This window comes from Bacillus sp. FSL R5-0443, from assembly GCF_038608285.1.
Lineage (GTDB): Bacteria > Bacillota > Bacilli > Bacillales > Bacillaceae > Bacillus > Bacillus velezensis.
Genome location: NZ_CP152013.1, coordinates 478,361 through 505,188, shown reverse-complemented (window position 1 = coordinate 505,188; position 26,828 = coordinate 478,361). Strand labels below are relative to the sequence as shown.

Genomic DNA, 26,828 nt, shown 5'->3' with positions numbered 1-26,828 from the left:
AACGTTTTATTATTAGGACACAACCAATAAAATAATGACGATCGAGAATAGCAACGCTGCTTTTGCAAAGCAGTAAGCCCTCCAGAATATAAAAGAGCTGCAGTCATTGCTGCTCGGATAATCCCAGCTTATTCTGAGTCTGTATGTCGAGTAGCCGGTCAATTAAATGGATGTTTTTTTCATTCCTTTTCTGTTTGTTCCATTTTCCACCACAGTGAATCTTTTGGATTTTCAACAGCTTCTTGAAACTCAGCTTTAGAAGCAACTGTTGGGTAAGAACCTTTTAAAGATTTACCTGAAGTATCTTTAAATAAGGTTAACACAACAATTAAGCCAATTAAACTAACTGCTAATAAATAGAAACCCGGCGCCAAATTGTTTCTTGTCACATGGGTTAACCAAGAAGCAACTAAAGGTGTTGTTCCACCAAAAATAGAAACTGATAAGTTGAATGTCCAGGATAACGTACGATATCTAATGTCAGTATGGAACAACGTAGGTAAAGATCCTGGCATAGTACCTTCGTATACAGATAATACAATACCTAACATTAAAAGTCCTATAAATAAGAATGTTATATTCCCCATATTAAGAAATTGAAAAGAGATAATCGAAAATACAATTCCTAATACTAATCCAATTGTTATAACTTTTTTATTTCCTAATTTATCTCCCAATTTACCAAAAGTTAAAGCAAACGGTACCATAATAATCAATACAATTGCTGTAACCGGTGTACTTATATTATCACTTATACCAAGGTTCTCATCTAAATAAGAAGGCATATAACCTAACAATAGGTAATTGGTTATATTGAAAAATGCCACAAATACGATACATAAAAAGATATCTTTTTTATATGTTTTAATGACTTCTAATAAACCTGGTTGTTGTTCTTGGCTTTCAGAGATGTCATTTTCAAAAATTGGTGATTCATCTAAATGACTTCTCAAATATAAACCAAATAATCCTATTGGAATACTTAAGAAGAAAGGAATTCTCCATCCCCAACTATTCATTTGAACATCAGATAAAGTCCAGAAAAGTACTGTAACTAAAACAGAAGCTACTATATAACCAGATAATGTGCCGATTTCTAAACCGCTGCCTAACCTTATACGCTTATTATCTGGAGAAGATTCTGCGATATATACCATTGCACCAGCGTACTCTCCACCCACAGAAAAACCTTGCAGAATACGAGCTAATAGTAATAATATAGGGGCCCATACACCAATCTGTTCATAGGTAGGAAGCACACCAATTATTAAAGTAGATAAAGCCATCATTAAAATAGTAATTGTTAATACTATTTTCCGACCAAATTTATCACCCATTTTACCAAAAATAATTCCGCCTACCGGTCTGAGTAAGAAGGCAATTGCAAATGTAGCAAAAGTAAATATTAACTTTAATTCATCGTTTTGAACCGGACTGAAAAAGTTTTTACTAATAATAACTGCCAAATAAGAATATAAAGCAAAATCAAACCATTCCATCGCGTTTCCTATTCCTGTAGCAAACACGCTTTTCTTCGCTTTTTGAATGTCTACAACGTTAATTTTTTTCTTGTTAAACTTCATTTAATAATATCGACTCCTTAATTATCAAATCCACATTATACAAGCGCATAAACGGTCCAAGCATGCAGTCCCAGAATGTATAGCGTAATGCTTCTCTAAAAGTCTGGGGGTTTCTGTTTCACCTGATGGAGAGCTAACGGCATAGTGGATAATTGGTTCAACTGTACCTTAAAAGACTAGACTAATATCCATATCAGCGCCAAATAACATTGTAAACCAGGAAAGAAGGATGAAATTCAGTTTTTTCGCTGGTTTCCTTAACTTATTTTTGCCGATTGGACTAAAAATAATACAAAAAGCAACAAAAAGAGAAACATCCAACAGATAATACCAGCCAAAGCGGTTAGTGATATATCCTTGGGCTGTGGTTGGTATTTTCTGCAGACTATTTGGAGAAATGATTCCCCTTAATAAAGCTCTATTGTGAATATTATCACAATTGAACAAAAACTTTTATTTCTTCAAAGTATCCTAAACCTTTATTTTAGTTCTTCCATTACGTCTTTATTTACTGATTCTATCTTTATTACCCCACAATCAGGTGAAACAAAACACTATAAACGTACCATATCTTTTTAAAATCTGACAAGCTCAACAGGGTGATAGAAACCCGGCTAAAGCCCAGCTAGTCAATGGATAGAAGAAATTTTTTTGTTTTTCCCAAGGAATAACCGTCTGCGTTTAATCCAGCCCAATCAGAAAGAAAAAGAGCAGGAGTAATCCTGCTCTTTCATTCAAAACTTTAATTTGTATGAAGAATTTCGTATACCTTTTCGACTTTCTTTACCTATTAATCAGGATACAGACTACAACAGAAATAAGTAGCACCGGGTATGAAATAATGGATGCATTTAAACAGGCCAATCACCGACAATTGAATTTAGGAAAAAGCGTTAAATTCTCTCTTATGATGTTGTTGCGTATTGTTGACGGTAAAATTGTTGAACATAGATCTCATGTGGATGTGCATGATATTCTCCGTCAGCTTGGCGTTAATTAACAGTAAAAAGTTGAAATAGTGAGAGACCAGGTGAATAGCTTGGTCTCTTTTTTTATAATTAAGGCCTCGCTCTATGCCCCCCTGCATTCAGTCGATGTAACTTTGAAATAAAGTTTGATTAACATCTATCGCAAACCCTTATTTTCACAACACATCATTTGTTTCAGCTTCCCTCGCGAATACCGGATCAATGCCCAGCTTTAAGATAGTCAACCAATTTCTCCGCACTGTTCTTAACATCTTCTTTTGAAAGGTGAAGTGTCCCATATTGTGTAAAGGCAGGAAGAAAACGCATTCCTATATAGTTAGCAGTGACTTGAAACGGTCTGATAAGCTCGCTGATCGTGATATTATATTCTCCGCCTGCTTGATAATCAGATTCCTGTGCGCCTAAGGAGATCGCTAAGAGCAGTTCTTTTCCATGCAATTTAGTTCCCCCAGTTCCATAAGCCCAGCCATGTGTTAACACATCATCTTCCCATTGTTTGAGTAACGCGGGACTGCTGTACCAATACATTGGGAACTGAAAAACGATACGCTCATGATCTAACAGGAGCTGCTGCTCTTTTTCTACATCAATGATAAAATTAGGGTATTCACCGTACAGGTCATGAACCGTAATGTCATTCTCTTGCTTTAAACGGTTCATCCAGGTTTTGTTGACAACAGACGTTTCCAAATTAGGGTGTATAACGATAACCAATGTTTTCATTTGACCGTTATCCTTTCTTCGCCGATTAGTTATTATTGCTTTGCTTTTGTGATAAAGAATTGATTCTAATTTTAAAATAACAACTTATTTACACCTATTTTATCCTTTTTCATGAATTCAGGGCAACTAATTGGACACCGATTACATTTATAGCCAAAAAAAGGCTTAACCTTTTAAAAAAGATTAAGCCTTTTCAGTACCCTTATGCCCCTATCCTATTATCTTGTGTCTAAATTCTAATAGCTGATCATATAACAAGGCATCTTTGTTTTCCTCCATGCTTAGCAATACTTTCTCTGCTTTTGCAAATTGGAGTTTGAGGCATTAGTAACTATGTATAAATAATGAAAATATTTGTGCGGCGTCTAATGTAAATGACTTACTCCAGGTAAGTGGGCAGATTGTGGGCAGTAGATCATTTAAAAATAAGCACAAAAAATACCAAGGATCTCTTTATTACCCTTGGTATCATTGATGCGGCCGAGAGGACTTGAACCTCACGGGTTATTCACCCGCTGGGCCCTCAACATAGTAAATCCTTATCACTGATTATGAAAGCTTGTTTTCATTACATTTCCTATTTTCATTTTCCTTCATTTATATACGTTTATATGAATTATGGTTAAAAAATGGTGAGGCAAAACATCAAACGCTCTAACTTTTTGATGTACATTGATTAGAACTTTAATTTCTTTCTTCTTATATAAATGCTGACTGACGAAAGTTTCTAAGTCGGCTTCTCAACCTGTAAAATCATATCTTTATTCAAAAAACCTTTATTTATAGCATTGAGTTAATGGTGTACATCGATTTTCATAGATTTATTATAACTCTGGACACAAAAGGTGCACTATTTTTAGGTGTAAATTCTACTCACTGAAAAATTATGAGTTATTCGCCACCATTATATAGATATAATGGATTTCCCAAAAAACCAAGAAAATTTAAGGTTACTATAAAGATGCTTTTCATATATAATTAATTACAAGTAAAAATTTAACACCAATATAAATCCGAAATTGATAAGGAGGTATTAATATGGATGTGAAACCAAGGGCAGTGATTGGCGATCAAATTCTATTTAATGAATGCATTTCAACATTTCGACCCAAAGAAATTGATATAAAAGAAGAGCAAGAATATATCGGATATTTATTATTAGATTTTCACCTAAATGAAACTTTAAATTTTCGTCACTTCAGTATTGAGCCTTCCATGAAGATTCCAGTTTCTTGGAATCGGTCTGCATTCGTTTCACCTGTAAAGTTACCAAAGTGGTTTAAAGGGAGATACCATCCCGATTTATTTCCAATAGCACTAGCTGCTGTTTTTTCTTTTGTATCTGGTAGACCAGTGAAAGCACCTAGAGAGCTTAAGCCCAGAACATCTACTACCGAACAAATAGATAAATCCACTCTGAAAGATATCGCTATTCATTTTCCAGTAAAAACCGCTGGGGCTGGTTCCTCTAATGTTCGTATATCTAACGCGGAGTTAAGTAACATATATGGGCGTTTAAGGGAAATGATTGATATTCTGTTTGGCCTCTCATACAAACAATATACCCTCGCTATGCAATCAATAAGACTCGTTCATCTGGCACATATGAACAAGAGAGATGATTTTGGTTTAGCATATTATCTATTAGTTTCCTCAATAGAGACAGTATCTAGTTTAGCTATTAAAAAAAACAAAGTTATTTCTAATACACATCCTAATGAAGAAAAATGGAGAGAAATCAGTGAAAAAAATGGAGGTGATTTTGCTGAACTATTTAATGAATTTATGGCAATGAAAAAGAAAGACAAGTTGATCGGCAAACGTTTTATTGAATTTATACTAGAATATTGCCCCCCAAAAGAATGGAATAATTTAAAACATCCCGATGAGGACTTTGAAGAGTTCTTAGAAGAACGTTTTGGGGATAAAAGACGAGAAATGACAAAGCTTTGGTTTGAAAAGTATCCTGAAGATTTAACTCATGATGAAATCAAAAAAATATTGAAGGATTTATATACATATAGATCGAATTTTACTCATCGAGGAGAAAACCCACCTTATCGGGGCCCGGATGGAATTGAAAAATTTTTTCAAGAAGAGCAAGTATATAAAAAGCAAAATCTAGGAGAGATTGAAATAGAGTTACCAGAGAGTATACTACTCCCTAATTTCAGGTTAATATCTTTTATAGCAAATCAAGCAATTACTAATTATTTAAAAACAAAATTGCGAAATAAAAAATAACAATAGAGTAGCTTAAAAGAAGCTACTCTTTCAAAATTAATTAAGTTTTCTAAAAATTTGTTATGCACCGACTCGGTCAGCGGCAATTTTAAAATCATTATTCGGAACACTCTCTCCATCTGCAAAGTAAGCAAATGTTAAAATGCTACTCAACACCATTACTCCCAATAGAATTCGGCTGATCTTCATTAATAATCTCCCCTCTTTTTATTTTACGTCTTGCTTCAATACTCATACGATAAAATCTGTTTGAAAGCTCTAATTCCCCTTCTCCGTAAAAATAATCGCCTATTTCAGTTGCAAAATTCTCCATGTCAGCAAACATTTTTCTGTCAGCAAGATAAGAAAATGCTTCATTAATTAATTCATATTCACCATTTGAAAAATAAAGTCCTTCTAAAATTTTAAATTTTTCGATGTATTCTTTATCATTCTTATTCTCAGCTTCGTTTCGTCCTTTAATGAAATAATTATAAGCTATGTCAAAATTATGTTTTTTAGCATAAACGTGAGCCATAGCAAATAAAGCTTTTGTCAAAAAACTATGTTCAGATTTTTCAAAAATATTTATCGACCATCCTAAATGGATAGCAGCATTATTATAATCCTTTAACTCTTCATAACAAATCCCAATATTCATATGAGACATACCAATCAGATGAGGAATTTTAGTGTACTCTGCAATTTCCAATGCATTCAAAAATTGTTGCAACGCTCTTTCAAATTCCAAAGAATCTATCAAATTCCCTGCTACTATAAACTGACAGCGCAATGTTTGAACAGCGTATTCATCGAACTTCTGAAATATTTTTAAAGCACGATTAGCATAATTCATCGAAAAATAAGTCTGTTTCATATAATAATAAACGTACGAAACTTTGAAAAAAACTCAGCTTTTTCTATTTCATCTTCCACTTCAGAAAGTTTTGTTTCAGCAATCCTATAAGCACTTATTGCCGTTGTTAATTCTTTACGTCTGAATTCGTACATACCTGTAAAAAAGAAATAGTAATACTCAAGCATTCCCGTTAATTGCCCCTGCTCTTCCATTTCTTTTATTGTCTCATATGCACTATCTAAATCATCAATCCTTTTTGATTCCATATAACTCAACATTATCTCGTGTCGGAATTCAAGCAATTGATAGTATAACAAAGCATCTTGATTTTCTTCCATATTCACTAATTCTTTTTCTACTTCTTTTCTTATATGCTCAGCCTGCTCAACTCGATCATTTTTAATAAGAGTATACCAATCATTCAATTTTTGAGTGATTAGGTCGTACGGAATTTTCCTATTTTCATCCAAGATAATTCGGTGCAAGCAAATTCCTCCAATGCAAAAAGGTACGAATAGTCTATTGAAGAAATTATTCTTTTCGTCTTTATTGCGGTTATTGTAAGGCTTTTGTGTCTTGACACGTGATCCATAAATAAAGAAAAACAAAACACGCTAGAAAATGTTCTAACGTGTAAAGATTACTTCATTGTTTACTAAAACTGAATCTTTTGAGGAACGTGTTCGACCGATTACCTCGGGTCAATGCAAATACTTGATGGCCGTTTTGTATTAATTTAGGAAGGAGGGCTCGACCAATTACTCCAGTCCCCCCAGCAACAATGATCTTCATACTATTTCTTATTTACCTGCTAATCTTGAAGCAGCTTCTTCAACTTCTTTATTTGCTTTTTGTAAAACATCCTCCGGACTCAGTAAAGCTGTTCCTTGCACTCGGATAATTTGATAATCCTCAATACCGAGGAAATTGAACATTGATTTCAAATATTTATTTGAGTATTCAACTTCTTCATACCAGTCATCATTTGTATAAATTGATCCGCTGGCTTGTATGACAAGCATTCTTCGTCCATCTTTAAGCAGACCTACTGACCCAGTGTCAGTATATTTAAATGTTTCACGTGCGATCATAATATTGTCCATATAGTCTTTTAATTTTGATGGAATATTGAAATTATGCAAAGGCAAAACGATGACATACGTTTTTGCACTTTTGAATTGTTTCAATACTTCTGTCATGCGTTCTGTTACTTTTTGTTCATCACTTGTCAGTTCTTCGCCTTTTCCTGCCTTATCCCATGCACTTAAAACTGTTTTATCAATCATAGGCACTTCATCACTATATAAGTTAATTTGCTCAAGCTCTTCACTCTCTGGAATTAATTCTTTGTAAGCCTCTAAAAAGTGGTTCATTACCCGTAAACTGTATGATGATGTATCATCTACTTTTGGATGTGCGTTAATGATAAGTGTTTTGCTCATTTGAAACTCTCCTTTTACTTCACTTCACATTAAAGACTAGGTTGATCGACGATTAAATCAGTCACTAATATAAACCTTGTATTTTATTTTGTCAAACGGAACAAATAATATCTAAAGAAGGGTTTTAAGATTGACTATCATCAAAAATACTCCTAAGATACAATGTGATAACCCTTAAAATCAAAAGCAGGTGAGTTTATATGCAGTACAGTGTTGGGGTTGAATATGCTTTACATTGTCTGGTTTATTTAATAGATGTTCCCTCCAAGGAAAGTGTCGGGATTCGGGACCTTGCAGAGTTCCAAGGACTTTCAGAAACATTTCTTTCAAAAGTTTTTGGTAAATTATCTAAAGCTGGTATTGTAAATTCTGTCCCTGGTGTAAAGGGAGGATATAGGTTAGCAAAATCCCCAGAAGATATTTCCTTTTGGGATATAATAGAGGCTGTTGAAGGACCAAAACCCATTTTTCAATGTAAAAATATTGTAAGCAATGGTCTGCTTTATCGAGACAAATGCAACTCTTGTGAATCCAGCAATTCTTCTTGTACAATTAACTTGGTAATGCTTGAAGCAGAAGAACAGATGCGTAATTATCTTCGTAATAAAACGCTCGCATGGTTAAATAAAGAATTGGACGTAGTATTGCCTAAAAAAACAAGGACAGATACTCGGGAATACTTCATAAAAAAAAGCTCTGACTACATTAATTAGTCAGAGCTTTTTTGTGCTTCAAGATGCCTTTAAATTACAAGTCATATTATGTTTTTTCGTTTTCCATCTCGACGTTTGAATTTGTAAAAACAATGCCGTACCTATTGGTGCTTCTCTTGCATAAGAAAGCGCAAATGTTATACTCATATTCGAGACTACATCAATTGTCGATTTATATGGTTCCTTATAAAAAAGAATAACAATCTTCTTATTTTACAGACGAGAGGACTTGAACCTCCACGGGTTACTCACCCGCTGGGCCATCAACATAGTGAAAACGTATCAGGTATTACATAAACCTTATAAATAAAGCATTCTTTATCTACATTTCCACTTGTTTTCTTCTTTTTTTATGAATTTTGGGCAAAAATTAGGCATTACTTTTTTTAAAAAAATCACTGAAAATATTAGCTTTAAATTTGTAATTCCAGCTAAGATCTAAGAAACCACTGATCTCGCCCAATAGGTGCGATAGTTTTTTCTTTTGGTAGTATCTTGACTTGTCCGATTTTGAGTAAAAAAGAATACGTATTAATCTTGAATAGCACAAAAAACACTACCCTTTTCGTTACTTTAGAGAAAGGATGGTGTTTTTTGGTTTTGCGGGTATCGGAAAATCTTTGCTAGTAGCAGTACCTCAATAAAAGAACCCAATTTCCGCTTACCTAACTATATCAAGGCTTACTTGTCTGATTTGGGGTGTTTGGGGTACAAAAGTTGAGTTACAAACATTATTATCCAAAAGAACGTTTACTGTAATTATTTTACATGGTACTATTTGTATTGTGCATACAGAATATGTATGTGTAATAAATGAAATTAAAAGGAGTGCTTGATCGTGAATCTTAAGTCCATTTTCAAAGGAGTATCATCGACTCTGATAGCTGGTGTAATTGTTGGGACTTATACTATGCCTGCTTTTGCGGAGTCGACTACAAGTGTATCGTCGAAAAATTATGCAGTTACAAGTGGAGTATTCAAAGCTCTAGACAGGGAGGTTTCAGAGGGCTCTGTTGATCAATCAAGCTGGAGTCGGGAGTTCGAATTAGATGAGAATGACGGAGCACAAGTAAACTTCTGGATTTCAAACAACGGAAGTAATGACATAAAAATATCAATTGATGGAAAAGTTTCAAGAACCATCGCACCAGGCAAGCAAGGCAACATTTCTGCCGAGGTTAAAAATGGTTGGTTTGGTTGGACATACAATTACACATTTACAGCTTCACCAACGGCTCAAGGTGGTACTGTTAAGATGGAATATAAAATTGCTCAAAGAAATAATTAACGAATTATGGAAAGGTAATCACTCATTACCTTTCCGTAATTTCATCATTTTTTAGTTTTTTAAAAGATTCCTTACTTTCTATACTTTGGAGATAAATTCACTCCAGGCTTTTCATCTTCTCTTTTTCTAGAAATAAAAGGTTTTTGTATTAAATCCTATATGATGCAAATCAAACCCATTAGTAATTACTTTTCTCCCTGCTCCTGCTTTTCCTGTTCTTTTCCCTCAATCTTATGAAATATTATCATGTCCTATATTTAAGGGCTATACAGCGCTCATTATCATTATTTACACCTTTTTTGATGTTTTTTCATATTTTCTGGACAGTAAATGGGATTAAAGAAACCTTGACCACTCACCAAGATAAGTAAAATAAACAAAACGAAGGGCATCAAACTAGATGACTTACTATAAGTAAGTGGGAAGTAACAGACAAATTTTCTACAAACAAAAAAATACCAAGGATCTCTATTATCCTTGGTATCATTGATGCGGCCGAGAGGACTTGAACCTCCACGGGTTATTCACCCACTAGGCCCTCAACCTAGCGCGTCTGCCATTCCGCCACGACCGCGTGCTATGAAGCTGTCTTTCCACTAAGCATATAAGCTAGTGATGATGATCAGCACTTTGAAAAGAAAGTGCGGGTGAAGGGACTCGAACCCCCACGTCGTAAGACACTAGATCCTAAGTCTAGCGCGTCTGCCAATTCCGCCACACCCGCGTGACAAGTGGTGAGCCATGAAGGACTCGAACCTTCGACCCTCTGATTAAAAGTCAGATGCTCTACCAACTGAGCTAATGGCTCGCTCTAAAAGTGATTCAAAAATTTTAAATAAAATGGCTGGGCTAGCTGGATTCGAACCAACGCATGACGGAGTCAAAGTCCGTTGCCTTACCGCTTGGCTATAGCCCAACGAAGGTAAATGGTGACCCGTACGGGATTCGAACCCGTGTTACCGCCGTGAAAGGGCGGTGTCTTAACCGCTTGACCAACGGGCCGTCTGGTTGAGAACTTATCTGGCGGAGAAGGAGGGATTTGAACCCTCGCGCCGCTTACGCGACCTACACCCTTAGCAGGGGCGCCTCTTCAGCCACTTGAGTACTTCTCCATATGGCTCCACAGGCAGGATTCGAACCTGCGACCGATCGGTTAACAGCCGATAGCTCTACCACTGAGCTACTGTGGAATAATCAGACTTTCTTCATTATAAATGATGCGACATATTGTGTCAAGAAGCAACATTTATTTTTTTGAGAAAGTGTCGTTGTCTCTCAACGACTTTTATAATTTAACATAGAACATTAAAATGAGTCAAGCCTTTTTAAAAAATTCTTTTGATTTTTCCTCTGCACTTTCCGCAGGCATATCTTTCCGGATTCATTGCCCGCTTCTTTATATACTGTTGGCCGCAAGCCGCGCATCTATACATATATGTTTTCTTTTGTGTCTTTTTGGTTTGGAGCGGCTTGCAGAATCTCGGCGCTCCGACTTTCTGAAGCAGTTCTCTGAAGTCTTTGTCTCTGTGCTTGTACCCTTTTCCTTCAAGGTGAAGATGGTAATGGCACAGCTCGTGTTTGATGATGCCTACCAGCTCGCTCCGTCCGTGTTCGAGCAGATATTTTCGGTTTAATTCAATGTTATGAGAAGACAGCATGTACCGGCCGCCTGTCGTTTTCAGCCGGTCATTGAAGAAGGCTCTGTGACGGAACGGCTTTCCGAAATCTTGTTCAGAGATGTCTTCCGTCAGCTTTTGAAGTTGTTCGTTATCCATAAGTGCACCCCGCTTTAAAAACATTGAACGGGACAATTCACCGTTCGCATACAATGAGTTAAAACCGACCTCTAACTAAAAGCTGAGGAGGAATGAGCCATGCCGAATTGGCTGATGAAACAAATGCAAAAAGCGTTTTTAGAAAAGGACAATTACCAAATCAAACTGCTGAATCAGTGCTGGTATTTCTACAGAAAAAAACACTGCTCGTAAGCAGTGCTTTTATTTTACCATAGACAGCGACACTCTGCCTTTTTGCACGTCCACCCCTTCGACCCATACGGTGACGATGTCTCCGACCGATACGACGTCGAGAGGATGTTTGACGAATTGATTGCTCAGTTTTGAAATGTGCACAAGCCCGTCCTGCTTGACGCCGATATCGACGAAAGCGCCGAAGTCTACAACGTTGCGGACAGTGCCCTGCAATTCCATTCCTTCCTTTAAATCCTCAAGCTGCAGAACGTCTTTTTTCAGCAAAGGCTTCGGCACTTCGTCACGAGGATCGCGCTCCGGCCTTGTCAGCTGCCCGCAAATATCCGCAAGCGTAATTTCCCCTATACCGAGCTCTTCAGCCGTTTCAGACAGCGGCAATGCGCTTATTTTCTCTTTTACGTCCGCGCTTCCGATCTGATCCGCAGTGAGCTGCAGTTTTTTGAGCAGCGCCTTTGTCTCTTTATAGCTTTCCGGGTGTATCCCGGTGCGGTCGAGCGGCTCTCGTCCTCCGGGTACTCTCAAAAAGCCGATGCATTGTTCATATGTTTTTGCGCCGAGACGCGGGATTTCTTTCAGTTCTTTGCGATTTGTAAATTTTCCGAGCTCTTCCCTTTTTTTAACGATATTGCCGGCAACGGTTTTGGATAACCCGGCTACATATTGAAGCAGCGCGGCTGATGCTGTATTGACATTCACCCCGACTTGGTTGACGACGGTCTCTACGACAAAACGGAGAGATTCGTTTAATTGCTTTTGGCTGACATCGTGCTGGTATTGCCCGACGCCGACGGATTTAGGATCAATTTTTACAAGCTCGGCCAGCGGGTCCTGCAACCTCCGCGCGATGGAGACGGCGCTGCGCTCTTCGACCTGAAAATCCGGAAATTCTTCACGGGCGATTTCTGACGCGGAATACACGCTTGCTCCGGCCTCATTGACGATGACATAATAAATGTCACGCTCTGTTTCTTTCAGCACATCAACGACGAATTGCTCTGTCTCCCGTGATGCCGTGCCGTTTCCGATCCCCACAACCTCGACTTCGTACCGATCCAGCAATTCTTTGATTTTTTTCCGGGCTTCCGCTGTCTTTTTTACGGGAGCGTGCGGGTAAATGACGTCGATTTTCAGCACTTTTCCCGTCTCATCAACAACTGCCAGTTTGCACCCCGTACGGAAGGCCGGATCGACGCCGAGCACAACTTTCCCCTTCATCGGCGGCTGCAACAGGAGCTTACGCAGGTTTTCAGCGAAAATATGAATCGCCTGCGCGTCTGCTTTTTCTGACAGCTCTTTGCGGATATCGCGCTCAATAGCCGGCTGGATCAGACGTTTGTAACTGTCCTCAATGGCTTCTTTCAGCGTTTCTATCACAGGCGTTTCACGGTGTTTGATAATTTGCTTTTCTAAATAAGCTTTTACCTGATCGGCGGGCGGTTCGATCGCAATCTTTAAAATGCCTTCTTTTTCACCGCGGTTCATCGCAAGCACTCTGTGAGGAACGACCTTTTGGATCGGCTCTTCGTACTCGTAGTACATTTCATAGACGTTTTTCTCGTCATCTGCGGCTGACTTGCCTGTTGCGGAAGTGAGAATTCCTTTTTTATACGTTTCCTGGCGAATCCACTTTCTGAAATGAGGATCATCCGAGATTTGTTCGGCTATGATGTGCTTCGCACCTTCAATGGCTTCCTCTCTTGAAGCGACTTCTTTTTCTGCACTGATATATTGATCAGCGATGTCGTGAAGGCGGTTTTCTTTCGGGAGAGAAAGAATATAGTCCGCAAGCGGTTCAAGGCCTTTGCTTTTGGCGACGGTGGCTTTTGTTTTCCGTTTTTGTTTGAAGGGACGGTATAAATCCTCGACTTCCTGAAGCTTGACCGCTTGTTCGATTTTTTGCTTCAGCCCTTCCGTCAGCTTGTCCTGCTCGGCGATCAATCTGATGACTTCTTCTTTCCGCTGCGTCAGGTTTTGTATGTATTGCCACCGCTCGGAGATTGCCTGAATCTGCACCTCGTCCATTGAGCCGGTCTGCTCTTTTCGGTACCGCGCAATAAACGGGACGGTATTGCCGTCTTCCAGCAGGCGGATGACACTTTCGACATGTTTTTGGGATAACGCTGTTTCTTCAGCAATTTGTTTTTTCAAAAGGGCTAACGTTTCCATATCACAAAAGCCTCCATCTCTTCATTCTTTCTCTAGTGTATCAAAAAACGGCGGAACATAAAAAAAGCAGCCTTACGATAAAAGCTGCCCTAGAATATAGGTCAAATCATCACGTCTGGATGTTGTGTACGGATGAAGTGATTTTGATATATCTTCTATTGAGTGTCCCTGCTTTAAGCAGGTGCGGATATGCGGGACCTCAAGCCCATCCGTGTAGATGATGAACCTCGCCCCTTTTTCGTATGATGACGTATACGTTTTGTATCTTTGCGGTTTGCCTGAGAGGTAACCCGAAATCGGCAGCGGATAAAAGACTTCGCCTGATGGGGAGTGCAGGAAGAAACGGACATTGCCGATCGAGCAGTATGTCAATTCCCTTTTGATGAAATTGATTTTTAAGATGGAGGCAGTCGCCCCTCTTTTGTTTTTCATCGCTTGATTGCAGCGCTCAATGATGCTTTCCACATCCTCATCCGCATACGTTTCCACGATGTCTTTAATGGCTGACGAGGATTCGTTGGCAAGAGAGCCGCTGCCGAGACCGTCCGCTACCGCGCAAACGAATTCTTCTTCATTCGCCTTCATAAAAAAGCTGTCGCCGCATATGGACTTGCCTTCTTTATTCAATTGGTATACAAGAGTTTGAACATGTTCATTTTCTTCAACCTGAATCATTACATTAGCTCCATGGAGGGATCTCCAATCAAGGCCTCTCTCAGTTTTTTCACCGCTTTCCGCTGCAGGCGCGAGACGTGCATTTGAGATATTCCGAGAATGTCCCCTGTTTCTTTTTGGCTTTTATTTTGCACAAATGTTAGATCGATAATCTGTTTTTCGCGGTCGGACAGCACATGAAGCACGCTTTTGATCATCATCTGCTGGTTGACGCGTTCGTATCCTTCCTCCTGCGAACCGACGATATCTAAAATCGTGACGGTGCTTCCGTCCGCATCCGCTTCGATGCTGTGATCGACAGACAGCGCCTGATAGCTTTTTCCCATCTCCATCGTTTCAAGCACTTCCTCTTCTGACACATCGAGAAAGGCTGCGATTTCTTCGACTTTCGGCGACCGCTGCGTCTCTGTCGTCAGCTGATCCACCGCCATTTTAATGCGCGGCCCGAGTTCTTTAATCCGTCTCGGGACGTGTACGCTCCATGTTTTATCTCTGAGGAAGCGTTTGATCTCGCCGATGATGGTCGGAATCGCAAATGCTTCAAAGGATTTGCCGACCTCGGGATCATACCGTTTAATGGCTCCGAGAAGTCCGATCATTCCGACCTGGCGGAGGTCTTCATGAAAGCTTTTTCCTTTTGAATATTTCTTTGCCAGCATTTCGACGAGATTGGTATACACCTCGACGAGTGTTTCCTGGGCTTCTTTATTATCATGTGTTTGAAAGTCGCGTATGAGCCGATCAACTTCATCTTTAGTTAGTTTCGTAGTTTTTGATGGTTGTGCCATGATCAACTCGCTCCCCATTTAAATACTTTGTCATCGCCACGGTTACGCCAGAGTTGCTTTGAACTTTGACTTCATCCATGAGCGTTTCCATTAAATACAGACCGAGCCCTCCTTCTGACAATTGATCGACTGTGTGCGAAGGTGTGTACGGCCCGAGATCCTGCTGCTTCTGATCAAAATCAAAGCTGTCTCCCTGATCGGCGACAATGACCTCCAGCCGATCCTCAAACACACCGAACCGCACGGATACTTCTCCCTTATTTTCATCGTTGTATGCATGCTGGACAGCGTTTGTACAAGCTTCGCTGACAGCGATTTTTAAATCTTCAATGTCATCATAAGTATAGCCCATTCTGCTTGCGACCCCTGATAACGTAAGCCTGACGATTCCTACATATTCCGGTTCAGCCGGAATTTTCATCTCTATATAATCAACTGATGTACTCATTGCACGCCACCTTCTGACTTTGCCGAAATGTCGATGATGTCCTTAAGCCCCGTAATTTCAAACAGACGGACGAGCCGGTCGGAAAGATTCTCAAGCTTGAGAGAGCCGCCTTCCTTGCTCACCGTTTTAAACACGCCTACAAAAACGCCTAAACCCGTACTGTCCATATAATTTACATCTTTTAAGCAGATTCTCATGTCCTTCCCCTCGTTTGCCAGGGGCATCAGCTTTTCACGAACCGCCGGAGCTGAGTATACATCGATTTCTCCAGCGATATTGATTTGTATATCTGAAAGATTCTCCTTCATATCTACCGTTAAATTCATCGTATCACCTCTGAAAGTTATCCTTACTCGTGCTAATGGCTTTTTACCCGTGCTGCTGTTTTTTTAAACCTTTCTTTTCAAAACAATTAACGTAAAATCGTCATGAAGCTGAAAGTCCTGGAGTCTCAGCAGGCTGTCGTAAATATTTTTGACCATATCCTGCGCGGGGCAGTCCATATGTTCTTCCAGCATGCGCTGAATGTCGCTGCGTTCTAAGAAACCGTTTTCGGTACGGCATTCGGTGACGCCGTCAGAAAAAAGAACGATCATGTCTCCTTCGTCCATGTGCTGTTCATATTGGCTGTAATCAAAATCCTGAGAAATTCCCAGCACCAATCCTTTTGCCTCCAGATCATAAAACTTTTTTTCTTTTTCAGAGTAGTAGAAGCCCGGTTCATGCCCCGCAGAGGCATATGTAAATTGGTGATTTTTCGTATTGTAGTTTGCGTAAAACATGGTGATAAACATGCTTGAGTCCACGTTCTGTTCTACAACGCGGTTAAGATTTTTCAGCACTTGGGAGGGGTGAATGCCGATCTCCGGAAGAGAGTCCATGGCATACTTGATCATCGACATGCACAATGCGGCGGGTATTCCTTTTCCGATGACATCGGCTATCGCGATGTTAATCGATTCCTTGTCTTTGACAAAGTGATAATAGTCCCCGCTCATCTGTTTGGCGGGGACGCTGATCGCCCCGATATCCAGATCTTCTTCTTCAGGAATTTTTGTGCCAAGCAGCGTCTGCTGAACATTTGCGGCAATTTCAATTTCCGAACGAAGCTCCTGCTGGATATCTCTCAGACTTTGATGTTCCTGATAAGCCATCCCGTAGCCAATCATGACTTCTATTAAAAAATCCAGCGAATGAAAAACATCTTCCGGCAGATCCGGATACAGTTCCTTTACTACTTTTCGGTGGATACTGATAATCTCCTCCGGAGGAACCTGATGTTCAATCGTTTTTCGGCTGAATTTTTGGGCTTGATATAAAGATGTTTCTGTTAATTCGGCTATATATCGGCTAAGCAGCTGATGATACCGCTGCTCTATAACCTCCCTGAAATCCACGTTCTAACCTCCTACCGAAGCCATTTCACGGCTTGAATCTCTGTTCCTTCCTCTGCAACAGATTGCAGGCTGAATTCGTCCATCAGCCTTTTGACGCCCGGAAGTCCCGCTCCCAGTCCGCCTGACGTTGAAAAGCCGTCTTCCATCACTTTACGGATGTCGGGGATTCCGGGTCCTTTGTCTTCTGCTATAATTTTAAGGCCTTTTTTCCCTCTGTCGTTTACTTGTTCTATGCTGACCTGGCCCTTGCCTGCATATAAGTAAATGTTTCTGGCCAATTCTGAGATAGCCGTCGTGATTCTGGCCTGGTCCACCGTGCCGAAGCCTAATTCCTTCGCAACGTTGCGGCCAAGCTGTCTTGCGGCTACGATATCCCATTCTGTCATGATTTTCACACAGGATTGGTCGTTCATCGCTATTCCCCCAATTCCCGCTTCAATGTCTCAAGCCCTTGCTCTAAATCGAGCGCCGTTTCAATTTCCTCAAGTGAGATTCCGAGTTCAATCAATGTGACCGCCACAGCCGGCTGAATTCCCGTCAATACGACCTTTGCGCCCATCAATTTAGACATGGTGATGACATCGCCGAGCACTTTCGCGATAAATGAATCGATCATGTCAACGGATGTCAGGTCAATGACGACCCCGTTTGCGCCGGTTTCATAGATTTTGTTCAGCAGATCTTCTTGAAAATGCAAAGCTGTCTGGTCGTCAAGCTCCCATTGGATGGATACCAATAAGCAGTTATACAGTTTCAGGATCGGGATTTTTGGATGTCTCACAATGTTATTCCCCCAATGAAACGATTTTTCGATTTGTCATTTCAAGCGCTGTTTGAATTCCTTTTTGAAGGGTATTCTTCGTAATAACCTGCGACAAATCAATTCCCAGATTAACGATCGTCTGCGCGATTTCCGGACGGATTCCGACGAGCAGGCATTTCGCGCCGACAAGCCGCACCGCTTCCGATGCCTGGATAATATGGTGCGCCACCATCGTATCAACGACCGGCACGCCCGTGATATCAATTAATACAACCTGTGAACGGTGCTTTACGACTCCGTTTAACAGATTTTCCATAATGTGCTTTGCACGCTCCGTATCAATCGTCCCGACAAGCGGCATGACCGTTACATGCTCAAATACCGGGATCAGCGGAGCCGACAATTCCTGAAGCGCGATTTTTTGCAAAGTAACCGTTTTTTCCCAGGAGATAGAATACTGATTTAAGATTTCCGTGTTGATCGGATTGAAAAAGCTGTCTATTTCCAAAATCAAATCTGCTCTGTCCTGATCGGCCATATTAAGGTCGACCATCGTTTCGTAAAGCAGTTTCCAAAACTCTGACAGGGTGGCTGAAAGAAGTTTCAGTGACAGGCCGAGCTGAACGGCGCGCAGTGCGAGTTCACTGATCTGCTCTTCCGTGGCCTCGTCATTTTTAGTCGATAATAAAAGAATGTCTATATAGTCTTTACAAATATTTTCACATATGTGATTCGTAAGCTGATAGTCTTCCTGATTGCCTACTTCTTTTAGTTTGGCTGTCCAAGTATCAAGCAGTTCATCATGCTGATCAATGATGAACTGATACACTTTCTGATTCGACATGGGTTTCACTGACCTCCCGACACAAAACAACAAATTTTGTTTGATTATCTCTTTATTATAGCGCTTATGTTTTTCGAAAACAAAAAAAGTTGCTCTATATGAGCAACCAAAATATGACTAAAAATCAATGAGTGCCAAACTGATTTGCAGGGCTTCATCAACCTTATCCATCATTTCATCATCCAGATGAGTTATTTTATCCGTTAATCTTTGCTTGTCAATCGTCCGAATTTGCTCCAGCAAAATAACGGAATCTCTTTCAAAACCGTAGCGTTTTGCATCAATTTCGACGTGGGTTGGTAATTTCGCTTTCTGTATTTGGGCTGTTATGGCTGCAACAATAGCAGTCGGGCTAAAGCGATTTCCGATATCATTTTGGATCACTAAAACCGGGCGTACGCCGCCTTGCTCTGAGCCAACAACAGGAGATAAATCAGCAAAATAAACATCGCCGCGCTTTACAATCAAAATGATTATCCTCCGCTGACTAAGCGCTCAACGGTCGTTTCTGCTTCGCACTCAGCATAGTGAGCCTCAGAAGAGATATTCAAGTTGATTTTCGCCATTTCCATATACCCGCGTCTCATCAAATCACGGTTATGGCGAGTTGTCCGTTCGCTGACATACGCTCTCACTGCTTGTGATATCAGTTCGTTTCTGCTTCGTTTCTCCCGCATCGCTACACCATCCAATTCAGCTACTAAGTTTTCAGGCAAGCTGATTTTCATTTCGGTTCTTGCGCTGGATTCAGACAAAAAACATACACCTCCACCAAACTTACGGATACGACCAATACATCCATCCAGACATAATGATACCATTATTCAAACGTCAAGCAAAGCTGTTTTATAAATTCTCTTTTTCCGGATGACGGCTACTTGTTTGTATTATCTTGCAGTAAAGGATTTCTTACTTCCATTATACTCTCATTTTCCAAAAACATACGGGGAACGCGGGAACTAATGGTACAAGGGACCTCGTAATTAATCGTCTCAAGCCGCCCTGCGATTTCATCCATCGTGATCGTTTCTCCCTTCTGGCTGCCGATCAGGGTGACTTTGGTGCCCGGCGGATAAGATTGATCTAATTCGACCATCAATTGATCCATGCAGATTCTTCCCGCGATGTTCATCCGTTTGCCGCCGATCAGCACAGACGTGCCGCTCAGCTTGCGGAGCCACCCGTCCGCATAGCCGATGGGAACCGTTCCGATCCATTGATCCTTCTCTGCCGTATATGTTGCGCCGTAGCTGACGCTTTCCCCTTTGCGGATCTTTTTCACATGGGATAAAACAGAGTGCAGCGCAAAAGCCGGCTTTAATTGAAACGGAATTTCGCTTTGGATGTCAGCAGAAGGACGAAGCCCGTACATACTGATGCCGAAACGAACCGCGTTAAAGAAGCCTTTTTTAAGACGAAGTCCGGCAGCGCTGTTCGCGCAGTGCACCATCAATTCTTTTAAAGGAAGCGGAGCGATCAATGTTTTAAAGCGGTCAAACTGGAAGAGGAAATAATCTCTGTTTTTCTCATCCGCGGTAGCAAAGTGGGTGAATACGCCTTTACAGACTAAACCGGGATTTTGGCTGAGGATTTTTAACACGCTTTGGATTTCTTCCTCCGTTTTGACTCCGAGTCTGTTCATGCCGGTGTCGACTTTCAGATGAAACGGCACTGTCGCACTTCCGAGGTGGCGCGCAGCTTCCTGAAGCCATTCAACAGAATACCCCGTGAGTGTTACGTCATACTCGGCAGCTGCTTGTACATATTCGGGCGGCACGGCGCCAAGCACGAGAATCGGCGCTGTAATGCCCCGTTTTCTCAATGAAATTGCTTCATCCAGTATGGCTACGGCAAGACAAGAGGCACCCGCTTCAAGCGCGGCTTTCCCAACTTCCAAATCTCCGTGGCCGTAAGCGTTCGCCTTTACAACCGCCATGAGATGGACGTTTTGCCCGATGTGTTTTTTCATATGCGTGACATTTTCTTTAATCGCGGACAGGTTGATTTCCGCCCACGTTTCTCTGTAAAAGGATGCTGTGTTCATTCGATACACTTCCTAGCATTATTTTCAATTCATATTGTTATTATCATACTAAAATTATTCTGCAAAGTGAAATGGAATCAAAAAAGAGACCGACAGCAGCGGCCTCTTTTTTGACGTTATTTTGACGACTGTCCCTGCATGCTTTTGGCGGCGGCCACCATTTCATCTTTTGTCAGATCCTGTGATGACAGAAGATAATCCACTCCGTCATATGTCCACGTTAAAGACGTATCAGATAATGCCGCAACCGTGAAGCCGAGATTAACCGGTTCGCCTTTCAGCGTGACGGCAGAGGCGGCTTTTGCGATATGGGCTTTTTCTTGAATAAGGGTGAATGATTTTTCTCCGCCGTAAGTCATGACGATCCGTTTGCCGTCCGCCGTTGAAATATCTTTCTCTTCAAGCTTTTTGACGCCGGCCGGCACTTGAAGCGGTGTTTTGACCGCAAATGAATCAGACGGCTTGGCGCTTGTGGCGACGTCCATCTGGGAAAGCGTCATATTTTTCTTCTCGTCAAAAGAGTCTTTATCAAACGGCTTGTTGAATTCAAAGCTTTTGAATTCGACTTTTACCATCACTTTCCGGTCTGTATCCATGACTTTGACGAGCGACGGGCTCATGTCCTTTTTGTTGAAAGTGATTTCCTGAGTCGGCAGCATTTTGTTGTGCTGATAGTTTGTTTTTGTTTCAAACGTGTACTTTTTATCTTTGGCGGAATAGACGGCGTCTTTGTCATGCTGCACGTCCTTTACAAGTGACTCAAACAAATATACTTGGCTGCTGTTATTCGGCCAGTCGCTTTGGAATCTGAAGCTCTTATTTAACGACGGCGTGAGGACAAAGACTCCGTTGGCGTTCCGTAAAATGACTTGGTTTTGGTCTTTTTTCGGATTTTCCAAAAAGACCCGGTACAGGGAAGGCTTTTTATGCCAGATTTCCACATTGTATACTTGCGGATCACTCCCCGTTTCAATGGTCATTTTGGCTTTCGCTTTGTACGAGGTGTATTCTTTCGCCTTCTTATCTAAACCGTTCACGATATCTTCCTGTGATTTTTGGCCGCAGGCCGAAAGAATAAGGACGGCAAGCAGTCCCGTTAAAAGCAAAACAAAGCTTTTTCTCACCTTTTTTCAACCCCTTCTTCTCAATTGATGTAAAGGGAAGAAATCGCTTGTTTGACTTTAACGGTACGCCCTGAACGGACGGACGCGTACCATAAAAGCCTCAAACAACTTGTCTCCCTTAATGCACTATCAAATATATGAAGGGGTTCCGGCTAATATGCAGACTAGCGTGACAACCTTTCAATCACGACCTGTGCCGCGGCGTATTCTTTTGTATGGGTAATGGAGACGTGAACCGCCGCGCAGTCAAGCTTGGCGCAGGCCAGCACAGGCTTTCCCGCTTTGTCGTTTCCGGTTTCAATATCCTGAAAGCTGAGCTCTTTGCCGATACCTGTGCCGTATGCTTTCGAAAAGGCTTCTTTTGCCGCAAATCTTCCCGCGAGAAATTCAATTTTCCTTTTGTCCGACAGCAATGTAAAACGGGCGTATTCAGCCTCCGTCAATATTCTTTGCGGAAACCTCGCCTGCCGGCTGAGCATGTTTTCAATTCTGTGCAGTTCAACGATGTCGATTCCGATTCCGAAAATCATGTGAATTCCTCCTAAAAGTCCGTACTAAAAAACGGTTTATGTCATAAACGTGTTACTATATATGTAACAAATCAGATGCAAAGGGGCTTGCGATGTTTATACGAACGGAAAATTTCCAGACTTTTATCAGACGTTATCCGGCCGTCAGCTGTATCTTGGCGCTGCAGGCGTTCTTGTGGCTGTTTTTCAGTATGCCGCTTCATTCCGTCATGATGTGGTCAGATGCTGTGACCGGCTATAATTACGGCGTTTCCTCGGGAGAATGGTGGCGGCTGGTGACACCGATGTTTTTACACGCGAATTTCACTCACCTTTTGTTTAACTCCATGTCTCTCTTTTTATTCGCGCCCCCGCTGGAGCAGATGCTCGGAAAAGTCCGTTTTCTGATTGTGTACATCGCATCGGGCATTATCGGCAATATTGGCACATATCTTGCCGAACCGCTTGATTATGTGCATGTCGGTGCATCCGGCGCGATTTTCGGACTTTTCGGCGTGTATGTGTTTCTGACTGTTTTCCGCAAGGAGCTGATCGGCCGGGATCAGTCGAAAATGATTATGACCCTGCTTATCATCGCGGTGCTGTCGACGTTTATCAACTCTAATATTAACATTATGGCGCATTTGTTCGGACTGGCAGGCGGATTTTTGCTTTCCTTTTTATGCGTGCAGCAAAAAAAGCGGCGGTATTAACCGTCCGCTTTTTCATATGAATACCAGCGCCCGATGCGTTCGGCATCTTCCTCGCTGACATCCTTCAGCATGACATGCTCCATGTGGTGAGCTGATTTCACTGCGGTAGCCACAGATGCGAGCCGCCTTCTTTTTTGCAGAAAGGAGCGGCTGACTTCAAACATCTGCATTCTTCTTCTCAGCATAATCGTGGTCGTCTTCCCGACCAGCCTCGTGGTAATCTGAAGCCTGCCGCCGTTTATGCACCATGACGCTGTCCTAAACGAGGCATATCCAAGCACCAGTTCGACGGGAAGCACAAGGAGCGATGCATATCCCCACGGCTTAAACAGAATACAAAGCGGGATGATCACGAAAACCGAGAAGATTATGGATCGGAATAAATACCGGCGCAGCGCCCTTTTCGGCAAATGATTTCGGTTTTCTTCCAGCACGTAATCCGGTGTGAAACCGTTCAGCATCACTCCGAGCTTTGATTTGCGGATGATCGGAAACAGAATCGTCTGTGCTCCTTCTTTCTCATTCCCCGCACTGCCGGCGCTGACAATCGCCACTGTCGCGTATCCGAATAATTGCCTGATCACATTTTCTTTCATTTTAATGGCTTGGATTTTACGGAGCGGGATTGTCACTTGATGTTTTTCAATAATTCCTCTGGTAATGACCAATTCGTGTTCCTTTTTTTCTATTTTAAAGTTGGCATGCTTGATCATCATACCGGCGATGCTTAACAGCCAGGCGATGAACAATCCTATGAAAATGATCACGGCGTATATACCGATGCTCGCATGCTTGAGAAAAGAAAACCTGTCATAGAGCCAGTCCATCGGAAGTACTTCATCAATCTGAGAAAAGAGGGCGAATACCGCTGAGATGATGACACCGATTCCCCCGGATGTTGAGGCGGCCATAAGCAGCTCACCTACAGACAATCGGTAAACGGATTGCACATCTTCCCCGCGCATCGGCTCCTGCTCCGCTGCGGTCTCCCCTCGTTCTTCTTGCTCCGCTTTTTGCTGAAAAACAGCCGCTCTGATCCGTTCCGCCTCTTCCACAGTAATGGCGGATAAGACGGCCTCGGCGCTTTTCCCGTCGCCGGCCGTTTCGATTTGAAGCTTAACAAGCTTAAAAAGCTGCTGAATGATGCCGGCACTCGTATTCATTGATTGAATCCGGTCAATGGAGATGTATCTCTTTTTCGTAAAAAACAAGCCTTCTTCAATTCTGAATTCTCCGTCCTCAATCCGGTATGTGAATTTTCTCCACTCGATCACACTAGCCGTAATCAGCCAGATAAGCAGGACGGCGAGCGCAATGCCTCCGTAAAAGCGGATGAAGTGGTTGGAGTTTACAATATAGACGAGAAAAAATGGCAGAATAATGTTTTTAATGGTTTCGATAATAATATGGAATAAGTTCAAAATCACGGCCGCCGGGTGCAGACGTTTCGGCTCAGACATCATCTTCCGTCACCCTTGCCAGACGGGAAATGGAATCCCTCAGCCGGTCAGCTTCCTCCATATCAAGCGCTGGAATGGAATGAACGGTTGCCGCCGTGGAGATTTTGACTGAGGCCAGACGGTACCTTCTGAGGAGCGGGCCTTGTGAAGTATCTACGTGCTGCACCCTCACCATCGGCACAATGACCCGTTTGACAATAAAAATGCCGGATTGAATATCAATTTCATTTTCATGGACTTCATAGCGCCAGATCCTGTGCCTGATTTTCGGTATGGCATAGACGGATATCACTGAACCGAATATCCAAATGATGCCGAGGACTCCGGTGATCCAATACGGCCAATGGAAGAAATGGCTTAAAACAGCTGCTGCTATAACGGCCAGAAAACAGAAGGCGGACAGGATGATTTCCTGAAGACGCCAGACTTTTAAGCCGCTTGGACTGATTCGATTTTTTGGCTGTGCTCTCAACATACCTACCTCCCATTTTTTATCATACATACAAATACGGCTGATTTGCAAAAAAGATTCACTTTCCGGCATATCAAAAAAAAAGCGGACCCCGTAAAAGGGTCCGCTTCCTGTGTTTTAGTATGATTTTTTCTGGCGTCTGTCACCTGAAGAACGGCGGTCGCTTGAGCGTTTTTTATCGTAGGAAGAACGGTTGTTGGTTTTCCCTTTGCCGCCGCGGTAGCCGCCGCCTTGGCCGTCTCTGCGCTTAGAAGTACGCTGGTTTTTATAGCGTTTGCTGACCATCGGCGCTTCATCAGTGAGGCGTACAGGCGTGCTGTCCGGCTCTTTTGTCGCCATTTTAATGGCTGCAGCCACAACTGTCACTGCATCATGATCTTCTAACAATTCCGCAGCTGCCGTCATGTAGAAGTTCAGGTTGTTTTCGCTGATCGCCGTGCGCAGACGGTCAACCGTCACCTGCTGCTGTCCTTCTAATGCTTCGTCAAGCGTCGGCTCTTTCATACGGTCCATTTTGCGTTTTGTCGTTTGTTCAATCGCGCGAAGCATGCTTTTCTCACGCGGTGTGATAAACGTCATCGCCATACCCGTTTTTCCTGCACGGCCCGTTCTTCCGATACGGTGAACGTAGCTTTCAGGATCTTGAGGCACGTCAAAGTTGTAAACGTGGGTAACGCCTGAGATATCAAGTCCGCGGGCGGCAACGTCAGTCGCTACAAGCACTTCGATCGCACCTTCTTTAAATTTACGAAGCGCAACCATACGTTTCGCCTGCGTTAAGTCGCCGTGAATTCCTTCAGCCGCATATCCGCGAAGGTTCAGGGCTTCAGCAAGCTCATCGACACGGCGTTTCGTACGTCCGAATACGATCGCAAGTTCCGGAGACTGAATGTCAAGAAGACGAGTCAGCGTATCGAATTTTTTGCGCTCCTGCACTTCCAAGTAGAACTGCTGAATGTTGGACACAGTCATTTCTTTCGCTTTTACTTTTACGTGTTCCGGCTCAGTCATGAAACGCTCTGCGATCCGTTTGATCGGCGCAGGCATTGTTGCTGAGAATAAGAGCGTTTGGTGGTCGCTCGGCACGTTTGAGAGAATGGATTCAATGTCATCAATGAATCCCATATTCAGCATTTCATCAGCCTCATCCATGACAACCGTATTCACGTTGTTTAAACGGATCGTGCGGCGGTTGATATGGTCAAGAAGACGCCCCGGCGTACCTACGATGATATGCGGGTTTTTCTTCAATGCGCGGATCTGACGTCCGATATCCTGGCCGCCGTAAATAGGCAGTACTTTCGCACGCTTATCTTGTCCGATTTTATATAACTCTTCAGATACTTGAATGGCTAATTCACGGGTTGGCGCGATTACGATTGCTTGAATATTAGGAGACTCGGGGTTCATTTTTTCAACAAGGGGTATACCGAACGCAGCTGTTTTACCTGTACCTGTTTGCGCTTGTCCGATGACATCTTTATTTAAAAGTCCGAGCGGAATCGTTTGTGCCTGGATCGGTGTTGCTTCTTCAAATCCCATACGATTGATTGATTTCATGAGATCAGAACTTAATTGGAAATCTTGAAACGTTATAGTCAAATTATTCAAACT

Annotated in this window: 28 protein-coding genes, 7 tRNA genes and 2 pseudogenes; 6 read left to right on the top strand and 31 right to left on the bottom strand. The window is 41.9% G+C overall.

Features of this window, described 5'->3' with window-relative positions:
• Positions 1–179: 179 nt before the first annotated feature.
• Both NYE28_RS02625 and NYE28_RS02620 read right to left on the bottom strand, forming a co-directional pair.
• Positions 180–1,583, bottom strand: coding sequence for an MFS transporter (locus NYE28_RS02625; protein WP_007409580.1), 1,404 nt, complete (start codon positions 1,581–1,583; stop codon positions 180–182).
• Between the two features lie 38 nt (positions 1,584–1,621).
• Positions 1,622–2,030 (bottom strand): annotated as a pseudogene (locus tag NYE28_RS02620) (BCCT family transporter); the annotation flags it as partial.
• Positions 2,031–2,424: 394 nt separating this feature from the next.
• Between NYE28_RS02620 and NYE28_RS02615 the strand changes: the two are divergent.
• A complete protein-coding gene (locus NYE28_RS02615) occupies positions 2,425–2,583 on the top strand; it encodes an ester cyclase (protein WP_332274569.1) in 159 nt (52 codons plus the stop codon).
• Positions 2,584–2,770: 187 nt separating this feature from the next.
• Here the strand turns inward: NYE28_RS02615 and NYE28_RS02610 are convergent, their stop codons facing one another.
• Entirely contained in the window at positions 2,771–3,295 is a 525-nt protein-coding gene (locus NYE28_RS02610) for an NAD(P)H-dependent oxidoreductase (RefSeq protein WP_332274568.1), read from the bottom strand.
• 1,038 nt (positions 3,296–4,333) lie between these two features.
• On the opposite strand from NYE28_RS02610, the gene NYE28_RS02605 reads away from it, so the two are divergent.
• A complete protein-coding gene (locus tag NYE28_RS02605) occupies positions 4,334–5,539 on the top strand; it encodes a hypothetical protein (protein ID WP_337681245.1) in 1,206 nt (401 codons plus the stop codon).
• A gap of 145 nt (positions 5,540–5,684) precedes the next feature.
• Here the strand turns inward: NYE28_RS02605 and NYE28_RS02600 are convergent.
• The 3 genes and pseudogenes from NYE28_RS02600 to NYE28_RS02590 all read right to left on the bottom strand — a co-directional run bounded on the left by NYE28_RS02600 (position 5,685) and on the right by NYE28_RS02590 (position 7,819).
• A pseudogene (locus NYE28_RS02600) lies at positions 5,685–6,862 on the bottom strand (tetratricopeptide repeat protein).
• A 160-nt stretch (positions 6,863–7,022) separates the two neighbouring features.
• Positions 7,023–7,169, bottom strand: coding sequence for an NAD-dependent epimerase/dehydratase family protein (locus tag NYE28_RS02595; protein WP_337681244.1), 147 nt, complete (start codon positions 7,167–7,169; stop codon positions 7,023–7,025).
• Positions 7,170–7,177: 8 nt separating this feature from the next.
• Positions 7,178–7,819 (bottom strand): NAD(P)H-dependent oxidoreductase, encoded by a 642-nt coding sequence (locus NYE28_RS02590; protein WP_038460596.1) that lies wholly within the window; start codon positions 7,817–7,819, stop codon positions 7,178–7,180.
• A gap of 200 nt (positions 7,820–8,019) precedes the next feature.
• Between NYE28_RS02590 and NYE28_RS02585 the strand changes: the two genes are divergently transcribed.
• Positions 8,020–8,532, top strand: coding sequence for an Rrf2 family transcriptional regulator (locus NYE28_RS02585; RefSeq protein ID WP_342490280.1), 513 nt, complete (start codon positions 8,020–8,022; stop codon positions 8,530–8,532).
• A gap of 838 nt (positions 8,533–9,370) precedes the next feature.
• Positions 9,371–9,820 carry a hypothetical protein gene (locus NYE28_RS02580; protein WP_198698396.1) on the top strand — a complete coding sequence of 150 codons (450 nt, stop codon included), beginning with the start codon at positions 9,371–9,373 and terminating at the stop codon, positions 9,818–9,820.
• 490 nt (positions 9,821–10,310) lie between these two features.
• On the opposite strand, the gene NYE28_RS02575 is transcribed toward NYE28_RS02580, so the two are convergent.
• The 8 genes from NYE28_RS02575 to NYE28_RS02540 form a co-directional block, all read right to left on the bottom strand.
• Positions 10,311–10,394 (bottom strand) — tRNA-Leu (locus NYE28_RS02575).
• Positions 10,395–10,462: 68 nt separating this feature from the next.
• Positions 10,463–10,544: transfer RNA gene (locus NYE28_RS02570), tRNA-Leu, on the bottom strand.
• An 8-nt stretch (positions 10,545–10,552) separates the two neighbouring features.
• A tRNA-Lys gene (locus tag NYE28_RS02565) sits at positions 10,553–10,628 on the bottom strand.
• A gap of 33 nt (positions 10,629–10,661) precedes the next feature.
• Positions 10,662–10,736 (bottom strand) — tRNA-Gln (locus tag NYE28_RS02560).
• An 11-nt stretch (positions 10,737–10,747) separates the two neighbouring features.
• Positions 10,748–10,822, bottom strand: a tRNA-Glu gene (locus NYE28_RS02555).
• A gap of 19 nt (positions 10,823–10,841) precedes the next feature.
• A tRNA-Ser gene (locus NYE28_RS02550) sits at positions 10,842–10,932 on the bottom strand.
• A gap of 3 nt (positions 10,933–10,935) precedes the next feature.
• Positions 10,936–11,010, bottom strand: a tRNA-Asn gene (locus tag NYE28_RS02545).
• 135 nt (positions 11,011–11,145) lie between these two features.
• Positions 11,146–11,595: a SprT family protein gene (locus NYE28_RS02540; protein WP_061861178.1), complete on the bottom strand. Its 450-nt coding sequence runs from the start codon at positions 11,593–11,595 to the stop codon at positions 11,146–11,148.
• A gap of 99 nt (positions 11,596–11,694) precedes the next feature.
• On the opposite strand from NYE28_RS02540, the gene cmpA reads away from it, so the two are divergent.
• Positions 11,695–11,808, top strand: coding sequence for a cortex morphogenetic protein CmpA (cmpA, locus tag NYE28_RS02535; protein WP_003156164.1), 114 nt, complete (start codon positions 11,695–11,697; stop codon positions 11,806–11,808).
• A gap of 9 nt (positions 11,809–11,817) precedes the next feature.
• Here cmpA and NYE28_RS02530 read toward each other — a convergent pair whose 3' ends face one another.
• From NYE28_RS02530 to acpS, 14 genes are all read right to left on the bottom strand, one after another.
• Positions 11,818–13,977, bottom strand: coding sequence for a Tex family protein (locus NYE28_RS02530; protein WP_342490279.1), 2,160 nt, complete (start codon positions 13,975–13,977; stop codon positions 11,818–11,820).
• Positions 13,978–14,049: 72 nt separating this feature from the next.
• Positions 14,050–14,652, bottom strand: a complete 603-nt coding sequence (locus NYE28_RS02525; protein ID WP_332274561.1) for a PP2C family serine/threonine-protein phosphatase — start codon at positions 14,650–14,652, stop codon at positions 14,050–14,052.
• A complete protein-coding gene (gene sigB, locus NYE28_RS02520) occupies positions 14,652–15,440 on the bottom strand; it encodes an RNA polymerase sigma factor SigB (RefSeq protein ID WP_003156171.1) in 789 nt (262 codons plus the stop codon). The genes NYE28_RS02525 and sigB overlap by 1 nt, the downstream gene beginning before the upstream one ends.
• The gene (gene rsbW / locus NYE28_RS02515; protein WP_007609591.1) at positions 15,406–15,888 is read right to left on the bottom strand and encodes an anti-sigma B factor RsbW; all 483 of its coding nucleotides are present in this window, start codon (positions 15,886–15,888) and stop codon (positions 15,406–15,408) included. The genes sigB and rsbW overlap by 35 nt, the downstream gene beginning before the upstream one ends.
• Positions 15,885–16,214: an anti-sigma factor antagonist gene (locus tag NYE28_RS02510; protein ID WP_033575044.1), complete on the bottom strand. Its 330-nt coding sequence runs from the start codon at positions 16,212–16,214 to the stop codon at positions 15,885–15,887. The genes rsbW and NYE28_RS02510 overlap by 4 nt, the downstream gene beginning before the upstream one ends.
• Before the next feature lie 63 nt (positions 16,215–16,277).
• Positions 16,278–17,285 (bottom strand): PP2C family protein-serine/threonine phosphatase, encoded by a 1,008-nt coding sequence (locus tag NYE28_RS02505; protein ID WP_342490278.1) that lies wholly within the window; start codon positions 17,283–17,285, stop codon positions 16,278–16,280.
• Between the two features lie 11 nt (positions 17,286–17,296).
• Complete coding sequence (locus NYE28_RS02500) at positions 17,297–17,698, bottom strand: anti-sigma regulatory factor (protein WP_003156178.1); 402 nt, start codon at positions 17,696–17,698, stop codon at positions 17,297–17,299.
• 2 nt (positions 17,699–17,700) lie between these two features.
• Positions 17,701–18,066, bottom strand: coding sequence for an RsbT antagonist protein RsbS (rsbS, locus tag NYE28_RS02495; RefSeq protein ID WP_003156180.1), 366 nt, complete (start codon positions 18,064–18,066; stop codon positions 17,701–17,703).
• Between the two features lie 4 nt (positions 18,067–18,070).
• Positions 18,071–18,892 carry an STAS domain-containing protein gene (locus NYE28_RS02490; protein ID WP_003156182.1) on the bottom strand — a complete coding sequence of 274 codons (822 nt, stop codon included), beginning with the start codon at positions 18,890–18,892 and terminating at the stop codon, positions 18,071–18,073.
• A gap of 117 nt (positions 18,893–19,009) precedes the next feature.
• A complete protein-coding gene (ndoA, locus tag NYE28_RS02485) occupies positions 19,010–19,360 on the bottom strand; it encodes a type II toxin-antitoxin system endoribonuclease NdoA (protein WP_003156187.1) in 351 nt (116 codons plus the stop codon).
• A 5-nt stretch (positions 19,361–19,365) separates the two neighbouring features.
• Positions 19,366–19,647 carry a type II toxin-antitoxin system antitoxin EndoAI gene (gene endB / locus NYE28_RS02480; protein WP_003156188.1) on the bottom strand — a complete coding sequence of 94 codons (282 nt, stop codon included), beginning with the start codon at positions 19,645–19,647 and terminating at the stop codon, positions 19,366–19,368.
• A gap of 119 nt (positions 19,648–19,766) precedes the next feature.
• Positions 19,767–20,936 carry an alanine racemase gene (gene alr, locus NYE28_RS02475; protein WP_025284272.1) on the bottom strand — a complete coding sequence of 390 codons (1,170 nt, stop codon included), beginning with the start codon at positions 20,934–20,936 and terminating at the stop codon, positions 19,767–19,769.
• Positions 20,937–21,052: 116 nt separating this feature from the next.
• Positions 21,053–22,060: an outer membrane lipoprotein carrier protein LolA gene (locus NYE28_RS02470; RefSeq protein WP_077392009.1), complete on the bottom strand. Its 1,008-nt coding sequence runs from the start codon at positions 22,058–22,060 to the stop codon at positions 21,053–21,055.
• A 164-nt stretch (positions 22,061–22,224) separates the two neighbouring features.
• On the bottom strand, positions 22,225–22,590 hold the full coding sequence (gene acpS / locus NYE28_RS02465) for a holo-ACP synthase (RefSeq protein WP_053104569.1): 366 nt from the start codon (positions 22,588–22,590) through the stop codon (positions 22,225–22,227).
• Positions 22,591–22,682: 92 nt separating this feature from the next.
• Between acpS and NYE28_RS02460 the strand changes: the two genes are divergently transcribed.
• Positions 22,683–23,282: a rhomboid family intramembrane serine protease gene (locus NYE28_RS02460; protein ID WP_003156193.1), complete on the top strand. Its 600-nt coding sequence runs from the start codon at positions 22,683–22,685 to the stop codon at positions 23,280–23,282.
• On the opposite strand, the gene NYE28_RS02455 is transcribed toward NYE28_RS02460, so the two are convergent.
• From NYE28_RS02455 to cshA, 3 genes are all read right to left on the bottom strand, one after another.
• Complete coding sequence (locus tag NYE28_RS02455; RefSeq protein ID WP_337681241.1) at positions 23,279–24,745, bottom strand: PH domain-containing protein; 1,467 nt, start codon at positions 24,743–24,745, stop codon at positions 23,279–23,281. The genes NYE28_RS02460 and NYE28_RS02455 overlap by 4 nt on opposite strands.
• Positions 24,735–25,214: a PH domain-containing protein gene (locus tag NYE28_RS02450; RefSeq protein ID WP_337681240.1), complete on the bottom strand. Its 480-nt coding sequence runs from the start codon at positions 25,212–25,214 to the stop codon at positions 24,735–24,737. Before NYE28_RS02450 ends, NYE28_RS02455 begins: the two co-directional genes overlap by 11 nt.
• 117 nt (positions 25,215–25,331) lie before the next feature.
• Complete coding sequence (gene cshA / locus NYE28_RS02445) at positions 25,332–26,816, bottom strand: ATP-dependent RNA helicase CshA (RefSeq protein WP_015239193.1); 1,485 nt, start codon at positions 26,814–26,816, stop codon at positions 25,332–25,334.
• Between the last annotated feature and the right edge of the window lie 12 nt (positions 26,817–26,828).

Coding starts and splice junctions, on each gene's coding strand:
- NYE28_RS02625 (WP_007409580.1), bottom strand. CDS start 1,583: ATGAAGTTTAACAAGAAAAAAATTAACGTTGTAGACATTCAAAAAGCG.
- NYE28_RS02615 (WP_332274569.1), top strand. CDS start 2,425: ATGGATGCATTTAAACAGGCCAATCACCGACAATTGAATTTAGGAAAA.
- NYE28_RS02610 (WP_332274568.1), bottom strand. CDS start 3,295: ATGAAAACATTGGTTATCGTTATACACCCTAATTTGGAAACGTCTGTT.
- NYE28_RS02605 (WP_337681245.1), top strand. CDS start 4,334: ATGGATGTGAAACCAAGGGCAGTGATTGGCGATCAAATTCTATTTAAT.
- NYE28_RS02595 (WP_337681244.1), bottom strand. CDS start 7,169: ATGAAGATCATTGTTGCTGGGGGGACTGGAGTAATTGGTCGAGCCCTC.
- NYE28_RS02590 (WP_038460596.1), bottom strand. CDS start 7,819: ATGAGCAAAACACTTATCATTAACGCACATCCAAAAGTAGATGATACA.
- NYE28_RS02585 (WP_342490280.1), top strand. CDS start 8,020: ATGCAGTACAGTGTTGGGGTTGAATATGCTTTACATTGTCTGGTTTAT.
- NYE28_RS02540 (WP_061861178.1), bottom strand. CDS start 11,595: ATGGATAACGAACAACTTCAAAAGCTGACGGAAGACATCTCTGAACAA.
- cmpA (WP_003156164.1), top strand. CDS start 11,695: ATGCCGAATTGGCTGATGAAACAAATGCAAAAAGCGTTTTTAGAAAAG.
- NYE28_RS02530 (WP_342490279.1), bottom strand. CDS start 13,977: ATGGAAACGTTAGCCCTTTTGAAAAAACAAATTGCTGAAGAAACAGCG.
- NYE28_RS02525 (WP_332274561.1), bottom strand. CDS start 14,652: ATGATTCAGGTTGAAGAAAATGAACATGTTCAAACTCTTGTATACCAA.
- sigB (WP_003156171.1), bottom strand. CDS start 15,440: ATGGCACAACCATCAAAAACTACGAAACTAACTAAAGATGAAGTTGAT.
- rsbW (WP_007609591.1), bottom strand. CDS start 15,888: ATGAGTACATCAGTTGATTATATAGAGATGAAAATTCCGGCTGAACCG.
- NYE28_RS02510 (WP_033575044.1), bottom strand. CDS start 16,214: ATGAATTTAACGGTAGATATGAAGGAGAATCTTTCAGATATACAAATC.
- NYE28_RS02500 (WP_003156178.1), bottom strand. CDS start 17,698: ATGAACGACCAATCCTGTGTGAAAATCATGACAGAATGGGATATCGTA.
- NYE28_RS02490 (WP_003156182.1), bottom strand. CDS start 18,892: ATGTCGAATCAGAAAGTGTATCAGTTCATCATTGATCAGCATGATGAA.
- alr (WP_025284272.1), bottom strand. CDS start 20,936: ATGAACACAGCATCCTTTTACAGAGAAACGTGGGCGGAAATCAACCTG.
- acpS (WP_053104569.1), bottom strand. CDS start 22,590: ATGATTTTCGGAATCGGAATCGACATCGTTGAACTGCACAGAATTGAA.
- NYE28_RS02460 (WP_003156193.1), top strand. CDS start 22,683: ATGTTTATACGAACGGAAAATTTCCAGACTTTTATCAGACGTTATCCG.
- NYE28_RS02455 (WP_337681241.1), bottom strand. CDS start 24,745: ATGATGTCTGAGCCGAAACGTCTGCACCCGGCGGCCGTGATTTTGAAC.